The 14,720-nt window shown below is 72.2% G+C and carries 12 protein-coding genes and 1 pseudogene; 4 read left to right on the top strand and 9 right to left on the bottom strand.

Features of this window, described 5'->3' with window-relative positions:
* Positions 1-390: 390 nt before the first annotated feature.
* The 5 genes and pseudogenes from aspA to ACWEK3_RS23295 all read right to left on the bottom strand — a co-directional run.
* Entirely contained in the window at positions 391-1,803 is a 1,413-nt protein-coding gene (gene aspA / locus ACWEK3_RS23315) for an aspartate ammonia-lyase (protein WP_450541833.1), read from the bottom strand.
* Between the two features lie 37 nt (positions 1,804-1,840).
* A complete protein-coding gene (locus ACWEK3_RS23310) occupies positions 1,841-2,887 on the bottom strand; it encodes an asparaginase (RefSeq protein WP_453250539.1) in 1,047 nt (348 codons plus the stop codon).
* Positions 2,888-2,898: 11 nt separating this feature from the next.
* Entirely contained in the window at positions 2,899-3,576 is a 678-nt protein-coding gene (locus tag ACWEK3_RS23305; protein WP_365776469.1) for a FadR/GntR family transcriptional regulator, read from the bottom strand.
* Positions 3,577-3,662: 86 nt separating this feature from the next.
* Entirely contained in the window at positions 3,663-4,034 is a 372-nt protein-coding gene (locus ACWEK3_RS23300) for a DUF1330 domain-containing protein (protein ID WP_453250510.1), read from the bottom strand.
* Between the two features lie 251 nt (positions 4,035-4,285).
* Positions 4,286-5,443 (bottom strand): annotated as a pseudogene (locus ACWEK3_RS23295) (RNA-guided endonuclease InsQ/TnpB family protein); the annotation flags it as partial.
* A 279-nt stretch (positions 5,444-5,722) separates the two neighbouring features.
* Between ACWEK3_RS23295 and ACWEK3_RS23290 the strand changes: the two are divergent.
* On the top strand, positions 5,723-6,265 hold the full coding sequence (locus ACWEK3_RS23290; RefSeq protein WP_453250509.1) for a hypothetical protein: 543 nt from the start codon (positions 5,723-5,725) through the stop codon (positions 6,263-6,265).
* Between the two features lie 8 nt (positions 6,266-6,273).
* On the opposite strand, the gene ACWEK3_RS23285 is transcribed toward ACWEK3_RS23290, so the two are convergent.
* Positions 6,274-6,834 (bottom strand): DinB family protein, encoded by a 561-nt coding sequence (locus tag ACWEK3_RS23285; RefSeq protein WP_450541837.1) that lies wholly within the window; start codon positions 6,832-6,834, stop codon positions 6,274-6,276.
* A gap of 97 nt (positions 6,835-6,931) precedes the next feature.
* Positions 6,932-8,545, bottom strand: coding sequence for a hypothetical protein (locus tag ACWEK3_RS23280; protein ID WP_453250508.1), 1,614 nt, complete (start codon positions 8,543-8,545; stop codon positions 6,932-6,934).
* Positions 8,546-8,897: 352 nt separating this feature from the next.
* Between ACWEK3_RS23280 and ACWEK3_RS23275 the strand changes: the two genes are divergently transcribed.
* Positions 8,898-10,040, top strand: coding sequence for a glycoside hydrolase family 19 protein (locus tag ACWEK3_RS23275; RefSeq protein WP_450541841.1), 1,143 nt, complete (start codon positions 8,898-8,900; stop codon positions 10,038-10,040).
* Positions 10,041-10,130: 90 nt separating this feature from the next.
* Here ACWEK3_RS23275 and ACWEK3_RS23270 read toward each other — a convergent pair whose 3' ends face one another.
* Positions 10,131-11,105, bottom strand: coding sequence for an ROK family protein (locus ACWEK3_RS23270; RefSeq protein ID WP_453250507.1), 975 nt, complete (start codon positions 11,103-11,105; stop codon positions 10,131-10,133).
* A 32-nt stretch (positions 11,106-11,137) separates the two neighbouring features.
* On the bottom strand, positions 11,138-11,935 hold the full coding sequence (locus tag ACWEK3_RS23265; RefSeq protein ID WP_453250506.1) for a GntR family transcriptional regulator: 798 nt from the start codon (positions 11,933-11,935) through the stop codon (positions 11,138-11,140).
* Positions 11,936-12,226: 291 nt separating this feature from the next.
* Between ACWEK3_RS23265 and ACWEK3_RS23260 the strand changes: the two genes are divergently transcribed.
* Positions 12,227-13,381 (top strand): Gfo/Idh/MocA family protein, encoded by a 1,155-nt coding sequence (locus ACWEK3_RS23260; protein ID WP_361418406.1) that lies wholly within the window; start codon positions 12,227-12,229, stop codon positions 13,379-13,381.
* Positions 13,378-14,373 carry a sugar phosphate isomerase/epimerase family protein gene (locus ACWEK3_RS23255; protein WP_453250505.1) on the top strand — a complete coding sequence of 332 codons (996 nt, stop codon included), beginning with the start codon at positions 13,378-13,380 and terminating at the stop codon, positions 14,371-14,373. Before ACWEK3_RS23260 ends, ACWEK3_RS23255 begins: the two co-directional genes overlap by 4 nt.
* Positions 14,374-14,720 lie beyond the last annotated feature (347 nt).

Raw genomic sequence — 14,720 nt, 5'->3', positions numbered from 1 at the left:
CGCCTGGTGGCCGGAAGGCGACGCACGCCTCTCGGCCGGGCGGCGTGCGCATGACCGCCGTGTGAGCGGCACGCGTACGACTGCCGTGTGAGCGGCACGCGTACGACTGCCGTCCGAGCGGCACGCGTACGACTGCCGTCCGAGCGGCACGCGCATGACCGCCATGAGAGCGGCGCGCGCAGGGCCCCGTGTAAGCGGCGCGCGCATGGCCGCCATGTCAGCGGCGCGCGCAGGGTCCCGTATGAGCGGTCCTGGTCAGAGGCCGCCGAGGTGCCGGCCCGCACGCACGGCATGCGGCGGCCGGCACGACCGCGGTGGCGCCGAGGCCGACGCCGCCCCGGGGAGCACCGGCACCCGCACCGGAGTGCCGAACCGCCGGGCGGTGGTCGCTCAGACCTCTGGCGAACCGCTGCCCGCGAGCACCTCGGGCCGCAGCAGCGCCTCAAGGCGCTCGGCCGGGAGCAGGCCCTTCTCCAGGACGAGTTCGGCGACGCCGCGGCCGGTGGCCAGGGCCTCCTTGGCGATGCCGGTGGCCGCCTCGTACCCGATGTACGGGTTGAGGGCGGTGACCAGACCGATGGAGTTCTCCACCGCGGCCCGCAGTTGCGCCGTGTTGGCCGTGATGCCGGCCACGCACCGCTCGGCGAGGGTCAGGCAGGCGTGCTCCAGATGCGTGATGCTCTCGGAGAGGGAGTGCAGGATGATGGGCTCGAAGGCGTTCAGCTGGAGCTGACCGGCCTCGGCGGCCATGGTGATGGTCACGTCGTTGCCGATCACCTCGAAGGCGACCTGGTTGACGACCTCGGGGATCACCGGGTTGACCTTGCCGGGCATGATGCTCGAACCGGCCTGCACCGGCGGCAGGTTGATCTCGCCCAGGCCCGCGCGCGGACCGGAGGACAGCAGTCGCAGGTCGTTGCAGCTCTTGGAGAGCTTGACGGCGATCCGCTTGAGCACGCCGGACATCTGCACGAAGGCACCGCAGTCCTGGGTGGCCTCCACCAGGTTGGCGGCCGTCACCAGCGGCAGGCCGGTGATCTCGGCGAGGTGGCGGCGGGCCGACTCGGCGTATCCGGCGGGGGCGTTGAGACCTGTGCCGATCGCCGTGGCGCCGAGGTTGATCTCGTGGATCAGTTCGACGGCCTCCGCGAGCCGGAGACGGTCCTCATCGAGCATGACCGCGAACGCGGAGAACTCCTGCCCCAGCGTCATCGGCACGGCGTCCTGGAGCTGGGTACGGCCCATCTTGAGTACGTCGCGGAACTCGACGGCCTTGCCGGCGAAGGCGTCCTGGAGTACCGCCATCGCCTTGAGCAGACCGCGTACGGCGAACACCGTGGCGACCTTGACGGCGGTCGGGTAGACGTCGTTGGTGGACTGGCCGAGGTTGACGTCCTCGTTGGGGTGCAGGTGCTGGTACTCGCCCTTGGCGTGGCCGAGCAGTTCCAGCGCGCGGTTGGCGACGACCTCGTTGGCGTTCATGTTGGTGGAGGTGCCGGCGCCGCCCTGGATGACGTCGACGACGAACTCGTCGTGCAGTTTGCCGTCGCGGATCTCGCGGCAGGCCTCGACGATGGCGGCGGCCTTCCGCGGCTCCAGCAGGCCGAGTTCCTCGTTGGCGAGGGCGGCGGCCTCCTTGACGGCGGCGAGGGCGTCGATCAGGTGCGGGTAGGCGGAGATCGGCGTCCCCGTGATGGGGAAGTTCTCCTTGGCGCGCAGGGAGTGGACGCCCCAGTACGCGTCGGCGGGTACGTCGCGGTGGCCGAGCAGGTCGTGCTCGCTGCGGTGGGCTGCGGCGGTCATGGCTGTGCGGGTCCTCTTTCGGAGGTGGACGGTGCGGTCAGGCGGGCGTCTGGGCGTGGGCCCCGCCCGAGCGGAGCCCGGAGCACGGGGCGGGATCGAGCGCGCGGGCGGGCCGGACGCGGCCGACCGGCCGGCCGCCGCCGAGCAGGGGCTCCCCGGCGAACTCGGCGAGCGCGGCCGGGTCGACCCCGGCCCGCACGAGGGCCGCGGCGGCGACCGGGACGCGCGCCCGGTTCGCTCCGTCGGCGATCTTCACCGCGACGGCCCGGCCGTCCGGCAGCGCGGCGACCTGGACGCCCTCGAAGCCGTCCTTGGCGAGCAGCCCGGGCACGGCACGCATCAGCGCCGCGACGTCGCGCCCGGAGCCGGAGGCCGTCTCGGCGTGCTCACGCATGGCGTCCGCCACCCGCGCCTCGGGGGTGCCGGCCGACGCGGTGGTGATCCGGGCCGCGGCGCGCGCGAGCCCGTGCAGCGAGACGGCGAACAGGGGCGCTCCACAGCCGTCGACGGTCACGCGGGCGATCGCCTGCCCGGTGAGGTCCTCGACGGCCTCGGCGACGGCCCGCTGCAACGGGTGGCCCGGGTCGAGGTAGTCCTCCAGCGGCCAGCCGTTGAGCCGGCAGGTGTAGAGCATGGCCGCGTGCTTGCCGGAGCAGTTCTGCGCGAGCCGGGAAGGCAGGCGCCCCTCGCGCACCCAGGCGTCGCGGACGACCGGGTCGTACGGCAGGTCGGGGACGTTGCGCAGGTCGTCCTCGGTGACTCCGGCCAGCTCCAGGATGCGCCGGGTGCCGGCCAGGTGCCGCTCCTCCCCGGAGTGACTGGCCGCGGTCAGCGACAGCAGTTCCCCGTCGAGCGGCAGCCCGGCGCGGAGCATGGCCACCGCCTGCACCGGCTTGATCGCCGAGCGCGGGTAGAAGGCGGCCTCGATGTCGCCGAGTTGCAGTTCCACGGCTCCGTCGGCGCCGAGGACGACGACCGAGCCGTAGTGGATGCCCTCGACGACCCCGCCGCGGACGAGGTGGGCGACGGGGGCGTGCAGGGGCTCCCGGACCACAGGAGCCTCGGCCACCGAAGTTCCGTACATCACTGCCTGGTTCATGCCTCGGGTCCGTCTTCCGTGGGGGCGTCCGTGCGGCTCGGGCGCATGATGTCGGTGAGGGTCGTCTCGACGCGGTCGAGGTGGTGGGTCATGGCCTGCACCGCGTCGTGCTCGGAACCGTCGATCAGCGCCTCGACGATCGCCCGGTGCTCGCGGTTGGACTGCTCGCGCCGGCCGCCGAGTTCGTTGAGGAAGGCGGACTGGCGGGCCAGCGCGTCCCGGATCTCCTCGATCACCCGGCGGAAGACCGGGTTCTGGGCGGCTTCGGCCACGGCCAGGTGGAAGACGGTGTCCATCGCGACCCACGCGGTGGTGTCCGTCTCCTGCTCCATCCGGTCCAGGAGGTGGGCCAGGTGGTCGAGGTTCTCCGCGGTGCGGCGCCGCGCCGCGTACCCGGCGACCGGGATCTCGACGTGGCGGCGCACCTCCAGGAGGTCGCTGGCCGCGTAGTCGCCGAAGGTGGGGTCCTCGACGGCTGCTGCGACGACGAAGGTGCCCTTGCCGGTCCTGGAGACCGTGAGCCCCATCGTCTGCAGCGCCCGCAGAGCCTCCCGCAGCACGGGCCGGCTGATCTCCAGGGTGCGGCACAGCTCCGCTTCCGAGGGGAGCTTGTCGCCGATGGCGTAGTCACCACGCTCGATGGCGCCGCGAAGGTGGCCGAGCACCGCTTCCATGGCGCTGACACGCCGCGGCCCCGGACCACCTGTCTGGCTGTCTGACAGGTTCACGGAGTGATCCTGCGGGTGACGGGGCCGGACTGTCAAGGCGTGCCCGAATCCGAGAGCCACCCGGCGGGCAGCGCCGCCCGCATCGCCTTCGCGGCGCCGGTCGGGTCGTAGTCCTCGGGGACGCCCGGGACCAGGATGATGTCGCCTTCGATGTGCCGCGAGCGCAGCGGTGCGATCTCCTGGTACGCGGGTGAGTCCCACCAGGCCCGCGCCTCGGCGATCCCGGGGAAGGAGATCACCACGACGTGTCCGGGCCAGCTGCCCTCCTTCACCTCGTGCCGCGCGGCGTGCACGAGGAAACGGCCACCGTACGGTTCGAAGGTGGCGGAGATGCGCTCGATGTACTCGGCGATCTCCGGGTGCGGAGCGGCCTCCTGCAATTGAGCTATGGCGTAGGCGGGCATGTCGTCCTTCCGACCGGTCGGGCTCTGCACCGGCGATCCTGGCAGGTGGGCGCAGTGAGGGCGATGACCTGAAAGGTAAGCACCCTCCGCGCGCACGGGGAGGGACAAGGCCGCCATCGCCGACTCGTGCACCGCTCGAGGGCGCAAGACCTCCTGGAGTGCTGCTCCAAGAGGCGGCCTGAGCCCAGGAATCCCCTCCCTTCAGGGAGGGGAGCAGTCAAAGAGGTGAGGCGCTTCATGGCTCGCGCCCGGGAGCCAGCCGGGTCCAGACCTGCCCGGACGAGCATCACGCGGGCGGAGTTCTTGTCCCGGGGACAGACGGCTCCGCACGCGGTGCAGGTATAGGTGCGTTCCGACAGCGGCAGTGCGTGCTTGGTTCTCGCTCCACACGATCCGCAGTCCATGGTGGTGTGCGCAGGATGCACCAGGCGTACGTCCCGCACGTGTTTGCGGCCCATCTCGATCAACGCCTGCTTGGTGGCGCCGATCGCGGCATCGGCCGCCTTGCGGGCCATCGACGTCCGGGCGAGGAACTTGGGCCGGAAGTCCTCCACCGCGATCGCATCGTGGTCGCGCACGACCTTCTTCGCCCACTTGCGTGCGGTGTCCTGGCGCTGCCGGGCGATCTTCGCGTAGGTCTTCGCCCGCCACTTCTTCGCCTCCCGGTAGCCCTTCGAGGCGGGCTGCCCCTTCTTGGGCCTGCGGCGGGCCATCATCCGGTCGTAGCGGGACAGCCTCTCCTGCGCCTTCTGACCGTGCTGGGCGTGGGAGAGGTCATGGGCGTCGGAGGTGGTGGTGGCGGTCTCCCTCACGCCCCAGTCGATGCCGATGACGCGGCCGGTGGCGGGGAGCGGTTCAAGCGTGGCGGGGACGACGAACGAGCAGTACCAGGCGCCCAGACGGTCGCGGTAGACGCGCACCGAGGAGGGCTCGGCCGGGAGAGGACGGGACCACACCACGGTCAGGACGATCCCGCCCGCCACGTGCAGCCGCCCGTCCTTGAGCCGGAACCCGCGCCGCGTGTAGTTCAGCGTCGGATCCGTTTCGCGTTTCCTCTTGTGCCGGGGCATTCCGGCCCGCCGCCTCACGGGCAGCCGGTCCTTGATGCCCTTGAATGCCTTCGTGCGGGATGCGGCGAAGTCGCGGATGATCTGCTGCTGTGGCACGCAGGAGCCCGCGGCCAGCCACGGTGTCACCGCGCGGGCCCGGGTCAGCATCCGGTCGAGCCGGGCCGGCCCGCACCCCTCACCCTCGGCGTGGGCCTTCCTGGAACGGGCCACGCACTCGTTCCACACCCACCGACACCGCCCCCACTCCCCCTCCAACCCGGTACGGGCCGTGGCCGACACCCGCAGCCGGTACGTGTACCGGGCATGTCCGCCCCCGCCGACCTCCCGCACCGCCGCCACCCCCGCCCCCGGCACTTGTCCCGATCACCCGGCACCACCACGCGACCGTACGCACGACACCCGAACAGCCACACCCCCCTTCCGATGCGATCACCCCAATCAGCGAACACCAGTACACGTGTTCGCGCTCGTCCGGCTCCGCCGGACAGGCTGCCAGGACGCTCCGCGCCCCGGAACCCGGAAGCGGCGGCACTCCGCGCCGCTGTCACCCGATGCGATTCCTACCCGGCATGAACGCCGGGCCCTCCTCGCAAGAGAGCAGGTGACACGCTGTGAAGCATGGGGTGGACTTTCAAACTGCATGGTGGTGTTGCGGCCGGGCTGGGCGCCGTGCTCCTCTCGCTGGCCGCGCTAACATGGCTTCCCGGGACCTTGCCGCTGCCGGGCGCGAGTTGGTGGGAGGCCGCGATCTTCGCATCCGCCTTCTCGACCTGTGTCTCCGCTCTGGCGCGACTGGCCCTGACGCGCGCGGCCAAGGACGCGGTGTGGCTGGCCTTCCGGTGCCTGCCGGGCACAGTGCAGATGGCACTTGGGGCGTTGGCCGTGGGAGGTGTGGCACTGCTGGTGTTCAGCACGCTGCAGGAGACCAACCTGCAGTCGGCCGAGATACGGGACGGCCGTTACGTCGCCTTCGACACGACGCCCCATGCGCGCGGTGTCGTCGAGGTCTCCCGGCGCCGCTACGAGGATGTGCTGGAGAGCGATCAGCGCACCATGCTCGCCATCCCGGGCCTGCTCTGCCTCGGCGGCGCCTATGCCGCGCTGACGGCCGGGGAACTGCGCCGCGCGGACCGCGCTGTTGCCCCGGCTGACGCCACGTAAGCCGCGCGCTACTGCCCCACCCGGCCGTCGATGCGCTCGCGCAGCAGATCGACGTGCCCGCACTGGCGGGCGTACTCCTCGATCCGGTGGACCCACAACTCCCGGACAGAGCTGAGGTCGCGGCCCACCCGCGCAGCCAGATCGGCGTACTCGGCCAACACCGCGTCGGTCGCCGCCTGTTCGCGGACCAGATCGGTAAACGCACCGTCCACCAGGTCCTGTTCCCCGACGGCTCCCTCGAAGTCGCGGTCATCCGCTCCGTACAGCTCCGGCGCCGGGTCCCCCGGCACGATCCAGTTGCGCCAGTCCCGCTCCACCTCGGCAAGATGGCGGACGAGTCCCAGCAAGGACATGGTCGACGGCGGCACCGACCGGCGTGCCAGTTGCTCCGGGTTCAGCCCCTCGCACTTCATCCGCAGGGTCAGCCGATAGCCCGTCAGGCAGTCCAGCAAGGTCGTCAACTCGCCATCGGGACTGGGTTTGTCATTGTTACGAGGGTCCTCGTCGGGGTCCGCCCACATGTCGGGGTGGACGCCGGCCTGACTCCACCGCTCGGGTATGTCGCTCACCGTGTGCCTGATCCTGAGCGGCGGTCCGCCAGGCAAGTGGTTTGTCAGGCAAGTGGTTTGTCAGGCGGGCCGGGCGATGCCGAACGGGCGTAGGAGTTCAGGTGGTCGACGAGCCTCCGAGCCCGAGGTGGAAGCGCAGCAGGCGCACCCGGTCCGGGCCGAACACACCTTCGGCGGCGCGCAGTTGCTCATTGAGCGCGTCGAGCGTGCGGCCCTGCGGCATCGAGTACGTCGTGGCGGCTTCACGCGCGAGCCAGGTCGCGATGTCGCCACGGGCGCGGTTGCGCATCGGGGGTGACGGATCGGCGACGAGTTCGAGGTCGACGAGCAGTCGAGTCCAGGTGTCCCGTTCGTGGAGCAACCGGTAGGCGGCCATGCGGATGTGCTGCGGGTTGCTCACGGTGAGGAGTTGGCGGAGGCGCGGCAGGTCGAGACGGGACGTCCAGGGGCGCAGTGCGATGGTGACCTGCCGGGTCACCGCTCCGGACGGGTCGGTGAGCATCGCGAAGAGGGGCTCCGGGTCGGCCGCGCCCAGACGGCGCAGCGCGCGCACAGCCTCCGCTCGTGCGCGAGGCCGCGGGTGTTCCAGCCAGGCCGCGACGAGGACAGCGTCGTCAGCGGTCCCCGTCTCACCGAGGCCGGCGATGGCTCCCGGCTCGGGGCGGGACGTCGTGATGAGGCGCCGGTACTGCTCCGCCGGGTCGGATCCGGCGCGGCGCAGTGCCGCCTGAGCGACCGCCCGCACGATCGGGTTGCGGTCGGCGAGCGCGGCGGTGGCAGGGGTGATGTCGCCCTCTCGGGCCAGCACGTGCACGGCCTCTGCGCGAACCCTCGCGGTGCCGCTGGACAGCAGGGGGCGGACGCGGTCGACGGTTCCGGCCGCGACCGCGGTTTTCACCGCGGCTTCGGCGCAGCGGATCCGGGTCGGCAGGTCGTCGTCGTGTTCGGCGGCGTGGAGCATCTGCTCCAGGTCGAGTCGGCCGACGCCGAGCGCGGTGAGGTGCGCGGTGCGGCGGGTGAGCCGGTCCGGGGCGGCGAGGGCGGCGGCCAGCAGCTCGTCCGGGCCTTCCCGCAAGACGGTTTCGACGCGTTCGGCCAGCCAGCGGCCCTCGCGGCGGTCCCGCAGGGCCAGGGCGACGGCCGCGGCCGCGGCCAACGCCGCACCGGAGGGCTCGGCGAGACGGCGCTCGAGCGCCGCGCGGGCACGGTCACGGACCTGCGGCACCCAGTCCGAGGCCCGCAGCGCCAGTGCGGGCACCGCCGGCGTGTCGTCGAGTTCGGCCAGACGCGCAACGGCCGCCTCACGAACATGGCCGTCGGAGTGGAACGCGGCGACCGTGAGCCCCAGCAGTGAGGGTTCACCTTGGACCAGCCGTTGCACCGCGGCCGCCGACCAGCGTGGAGCCAGCCACCAAGCACCGCGTACCGCCACATCGAGCATGAGCCACAAACGGGGAGTTGCCCCGAGCAGGAACTGTCCGGTGTCGGCAAGCAGCTTCGGGTCACCGTCGCGGTCGACGGCGAGCAGCAGGACGGCCAGTTCGTCGGCGCTTCGGACACGCCCGGACTCGATGGCGGCTGTCTCGTCCCGGAGTTGACCCGCGGTTGGCCGAAGAGGCAGGCGGTCCTCGCGCAGGTGCGGCGTGACGCCGAGGACTTCGGGGCGGCCACGCAGCCGCCGCAGCAACTGCCGTCCAGGGCTGGGGATCACGATGCTCCCGTCCGGTTCAGCGGGTCGGCCGCTCGCGCGGCGGGGCATTCAGGATCCTCTAGGCCCACGGCTTCCGCGAGCCATTTTGGTGGGGCAGGGGCATCAGGGCTTGCGGGGCCGCCCCCTCGATTATCGGCCGGATGTCATGTACAGCTCTTGACCGCATTGGTTTAGACCTTTAGATTCCAGGCCGTCAGGCCCCTCCCACAGCTCCGGGTCGAGTCCTCGTGGCGCCACGGCGCTCTTCGCCGGCTCGCACTCGTCCCCCACCCTCGCGGCCGCCCCGAGTCCCACCGGAGCCCGGCGGCCACGTCGTCACTCCATCACCTCTTCCTCAGGAGGAGCACTCCTCATGTCCACCCCCCACCCCGGTACCAGACTTCGCAGACGCTCATCCCTGGCCAGGCTCACGGTCAGCGCGGTGCTCGCTCTCGCCCTCTCCGCTCTGTTCGCCGTCTCGCCCGCCTGGGCGGCGGACGGGCAGATCAGCGGCCTCGCGGGCAAGTGCGTCGATGTAGCCGCCGCGAGCAACGCCAACGGCACGGCCGTCCAGCTCTACGACTGCAACGGCACGAACGCCCAGAAGTGGTCCAACTCCGGTGACGGAACCCTGCGGGCGCTCGGCAAGTGCCTCGACGTAGTCGACCGCAGCACGGCCAACGGCGCCGCCGTCCAGTTGTGGGACTGTTCCGGCGGAGCGAACCAGCAGTGGGTCGTCACCGGCGCCCGCGACATCGTCAACCCGGCCGCGAACAAGTGCCTCGACGTCCGGGACAACAACAGCGCCAACGGCACCCGCCTGCAGATCTGGACCTGCACCGGAGGCGCCAACCAGAAGTGGAACGCTCCCGCGAGCGGCGGCGGCGGCAACCCGTCCGGCTTCGTCGTCTCCGAAGCCCAGTTCAACCAGATGTTCCCGAACCGGAACTCCTTCTACACGTACAGCGGCCTCACCGCCGCGCTCAGCGCCTACCCCGGCTTCGCCGGTACGGGCAGCGACACGACCAGGAAGCAGGAGGCGGCCGCGTTCCTGGCCAACGTCAATCACGAGACGGGCGGCCTGGTCTACGTCGTGGAGCAGAACACCGCCAACTACCCCCACTACTGCGACTGGAACCAGCCGTACGGCTGCCCCGCCGGGCAGGCGGCCTACTACGGCCGCGGGCCGATCCAGCTCAGCTGGAACTTCAACTACAAGGCAGCCGGCGACGCGCTCGGCATCGACCTGCTCAACAACCCCTGGCTGGTGCAGAACGACGCGTCCGTGGCCTGGAAGACCGGCCTGTGGTACTGGAACACCCAGTCGGGTCCCGGCACCATGACCCCGCACGCCGCCATGGTCAACGGCGCCGGCTTCGGGCAGACCATCCGCTCGATCAACGGCTCCCTGGAATGCGACGGCAGGAATCCGGCCCAGGTGCAGAGCCGCGTGGACGCCTACCAGCGCTTCGCCTCCATCCTCGGCGTCAGCCCCGGTAACAACCTGTACTGCTGAGCAGTTCCTTCCTCCGGCAGGCGGGGCGTGGACCGATGGAGTTCCGGTCCACGCCCCGCCTGTTGCCGGCTCAAAAGCCGGTACGCGGCGTCAGGAAAGCGACGCCGTGAGCCCCGTGAGTGCCGGGAGTGCCGCGGCGCCGATGAGGCCGGCGTCCGGGCCGAGGGCGGCCCGGTGGATGGGCGGCGGCGCGGGGCGCGTGCGGGTGGTATGGGCGTAGGCCTCGCGCAGGGCGGTGTGCAGCGGCCCATCGCCCGTGCCGAGCCCGCCGCCGAGCACGATCGCCGAGGGGTCGAGGACGCGGACGAGCTGGCCGAGCACCGTGCCCAGCGCCTGTCCGGCGGTCGTCAGGACGCGGGCCGCCGCGGGGTCGCCGGACCGGGCCAGGGCGGTGACCTCCCGGGCGCCCGGTACGGGCGAGCCGCCGCAGGCGGTGCGGCGTGCGCCGATGCCACGGCCGGAGCAGTACTGCTCGAGGTTTCCGCGCCAGTCCGGGTCCACGGAGGCCGGGACCTCCCACTCCCCCAGGGCGATGGCCTCCCCGCGCCGTCCGGCGACGGGCCGCCCGTCGAGCACGAGGGTGGAGGACAGTCCGGTGCCCAGGGAGACGTAGAAGAAGTCGGGAAGCCCGCGGCCGACGCCGAACCGTGCCTCGCCGAGGGCCCCGCAGCGCACGTCGGAGCCGACGGCCACCGGCAGGCCGGGCGCGGCCTCGGCGGCGAGTACGGCGGTCGGCTGGACATCCCAGGCCAGTACCTCACGGCTGGTCAACATGCCGTCGGCGTCGACGTATTCGGGAAACCCTGCGCCAAGGGCGGTCACCGTGACGCCGAGCCGCACGGCGTCGTCGAGGAGGGCGCGGGCGGCCCGTGCGGTGCCGGCCAGACCGGGGTCGCGCAGTCCTCCCTCCGCGGCGGTGGCGGTGGGCAGTTCGCGGCGGTGCAGCAGGGCGCCGTCGGCGGTGACGAGTCCGGCGGCGATCTTCGTGCCGCCGACGTCCAGGGCCGCGACGGCGGCACGGCCGGACGGTTCCCCGGCGGACGCCGGGATCGGGCTGGTGTTCACGGGAGTTGGCCTTCGCCTGGGATGCGGTGGGTTCAGTCGGAGCTGCGGTGCAGGGTGGCTTCGAGGCGGTAGGCGTCGCCGCGGTACACGGCCCGGCCGAGCAGCACCGGGGTGTCGCTCTGGTCGTAGGTGACCTCCTCGCCGACCAGGACCGGCGTGCCCGGCGGCACCCGCAGCAGCTCCGCCTCCAGGGGCTGGGCACCGTCCGCGCGCGCGGTGTACGTGCTGTGCATGACACGCACCCCGGCCCTGGCCTCCAGCTCGGCGAACAGCGAACGATCCGTCAGGTCGGCGTCCTCCAGTGCCCGAGCGCGGGAGCGCACCAGCACCGTGGTGTCGAGGCACACCGGTACGTCGTCCAGGCCGCGCACCCGGACGATCTCCAGCACCTCGGCGGCGGGTGCGATGCGCAGCCGGGCCGACTCCTCGTAGCCCGCCGGGCGGACCTCCCGGCGCAGCAGCCGTGCGGTGGCGGTCAGGCCCCGGGCACGGGCGATGTCGGTGAAGCTCTTCAGCACACTGGGCGGCTCGCTGACCACGTCGGTGGCGACGAACCAGCCGCGCTGCGGGGAGGAGTGCACCCGGCCCTCGTCCTCCAGCAGGGCAAGGGCCTGGCGCAGGCTGCTGCGGCTGACGCCGACTCGCTGGGCCAGTGCGCGCTCCCCGGGCAGTTGGCTGCCCGGGGCCCATACCCGGCGGTCCAGCAATTGCCCGAGTGCGCGGCGGGCGAGCTGGACGGCCGGACCTGCGGTCGCGGTCGCGGAGGGCGCGCTCACGGCGGTGGCGGGGGCGGGGACGGATGGTGAGGCCGGTGCGTCATGCGTGGTCACGGTCATGGACCGTACCAGAGCAACCAGTTCATGGACCAGATGAAAATCTGGTCCAAACACTGGACTGACTGGACTGAAGTACGCCATGATCCCACCACGCCGAAATTCGGAAGCCTCTCTTCCGTTCCCCGGCGTGTGCCCGCCTGCCGGTGCACGGGGCCACTGCCGGCCCCTGCCCCAACAGGCCACAGGGCCCAGCCCGATGGCACGCCCCCGACATCACCACCCGCGACACCACCCACCCGCGACCGCGACAGCACACCGCGCCGCACCCGAGCCGAGGGAGCCTCGATGCCGTCACATCCACCGGTCCGTCTCGCCGTCATAGGCGCAGGAACGATTTCCCAGTCGGTCCACCTCCCCGCCGTCCAGCGCCTGGGCGCGCTGTTCGAGACCGCGGTCGTGTGCGACCTGTCCCCCTCCCGCGCGGCGGCGGTGGCCGCCCGCTGCGGCGTCGGCGTCCGGGCCACGCACAGCTATGAGAGCGTGCTGGCCGACGACACCGTCGACGCCGTGCTGCTGGCCACCCCCGGCACCCACGCGCAGGCCGCACGCGCCGCGCTGGAGGCCGGAAAGCACGTCCTCGCCGAGAAGCCGCTGTGCCTGACCGTGGCCGAGGCCGAGGAACTGGGCGCGCTCGCCGAGGCCAGGGGCCTGGTGCTGCAGGTCGGCTACATGAAGATGTACGACCCGCTCACCGAGGTCGCCGCGGCCGAGCTGGCCGAGCTGGACACCCCGCGCACGGTCCGGGTCACCGTGCTGCACCCCGCAGACGAACCGCAGGTGGAGCATCTGCGGCTGGCCCCGCCGACCGACGACGCGGACCTCTCCGTGATCGCCGAGTCCCTCGCCTACGAGGACGCGCGCACCCTGGACGCCCTGGGCGAGGTGCCCGCCGAGCTGGGCCGCTACTACCGGGACGTGCTGAACGGCTCGGTGATCCACGAGCTCTCCGTACTGCGTGCGCTCGGCTTCACCCTGCCCACCACGTTCGACAGCGCCCAGCTGTGGCCGTGGCCGGTCGAGGGCGAACCGCCGTGCCTGCTGGCCACCGCGCCTCTGGGCGACGGCGCCCAGCTGGTCCTCAACTGGAACTGGCTCCCGGACCACCCCGAGTACGGCGAGGAGATCGCCGTACTCGCCCGCGACGGCCGGCTGCGGCTGGACATGGCCGCGCCCTACCTGGTGGACGTGCGCTCCACCCTGCGCGTGGAACGCGCCGAGGGCGCGCTGCGCCGCGACACCACCGCGCGGCACGGCTACGACACCGGGTTCGTGCGCCAGCTGGAGGAGTTCGCCGCCGCGGTGCACGGTGAGGCACCGGTCCGCTCCGGCGCCGCCGGGGCGGCCGAGGACGTGCGCTGTCTCCAGGCGCTCGTCGCCGCGCTCGCCGCGCGGGCGGGCGTCGCGGTCGGCGGCGAGGCCGCGAAGGGGGCCGCAGCATGACCGACCCCACCACGAACCCCGCCACGACGCCTGGCGCGGATACCTCCGGCGGCCTGCCGGACGGCATTCTGATCGGGAACGCGCCGGTGAGCTACGGCGTGTACGGCGAAGGCGCGGGCGGGCCCGGTTCCTCCCCCGGCGCCCTACTGGCCTCCATGGCCGAGGCCGGTTACCACGGCAGCGAGCTCGGCCCGCCCGGCTTCTTCGGCACGCCCGAGCAGACCGCCGCGCTGTTCACCGAGCACCGGCTGGCCGCCGTCGGCGCCTACATCCCCGTGCACTACGCCCTCGGCGACGACGTCGTGGAGCACGACCTGGCCCGGATGGAGCAGACCTGCCGCGAACTGGCGGCGTGCGCCGAGGCGGCGGGCACCCCCGCCGACCGGGCGCCGCTGGCCATCCTGGCCGACGAGGGCAGCCAGACCCTGCTGCACAATCCCGCCCGCTCCTGGGACGACCGCTCGCTGGCCCTGGACGAGGCCGGCTGGGAGCGTCTGGCCCGGCTGTCCGAGCGCGCGGTGGCGATGGCCCGCTCCTACGGACTGCGCCCCTCCTTCCACCCCCACATCAGCACCTATGTGGAATCGCCGTGGGAGGTCGAGCGGCTGCTGGAGCTGACCGAGGTCGGCCTCACCCTCGACATCGCTCACATCCAGCTCGCCGGCGGCGACCCGGTGGAGTGCCTGCGGGCCTGGCGCGAGCGGATCAACCACGTGCACGTCAAGGACGTACGCATGGCCGTGCTCGCCGACGCCAAGGCCGCCGGGCGCACCGACTTCGACGAGTGGTGGGCGGACGTCTGCGTGCCGTTCGGCGAGGGCGACGTCGACATCGACGCCTTCCTGGCCGAGCTGCTGCGCGGCGGTTACCGCGACTGGCTGCTGGTCGAGCAGGACCGGGCACCGACCCCGGCCGATCAGTACCCGCGGGTCGCCGCCGAGCAGGCGGCCAACTACGCCTGGCTGGCCGCGAAGGTGGCCGCCCACTCCTGATCACCCGGCTGCCCCGGAGGCACGCGGCCCTACCGCCGCGCCTTCCGGGCGCCGTTCCCGGTCCGCCCGCGGGCGGGCCCGAAGTGGAGCAAGGTTGACATCTCCCCCAGCTGGAGCAGGGGGATTCAACCCTCACGGGTTGATCTTTCTGCTTCATCGACAGCAGCCGACCCGAACCAACGGCGAGGACTGGTGTGCCAGTCATCGGTCTTACGCCAGCTCCACAGACCTGACATCCCGCCAGCCCGGCGGTAGGCCCGGTCAGCTTGGTTATCGCCGACCGGGCACCCGAAAGCTATCACCCCACCCCGAGGCCGTGGGTGGCCGACGAAGAATCGCCCTGACGG

This window comes from Streptomyces sp. NPDC004721, assembly GCF_053601495.1.
The sequence above is the reverse complement of the archived record's forward strand: the minus strand, read 5'-3'. Positions and strand labels throughout refer to the sequence as shown.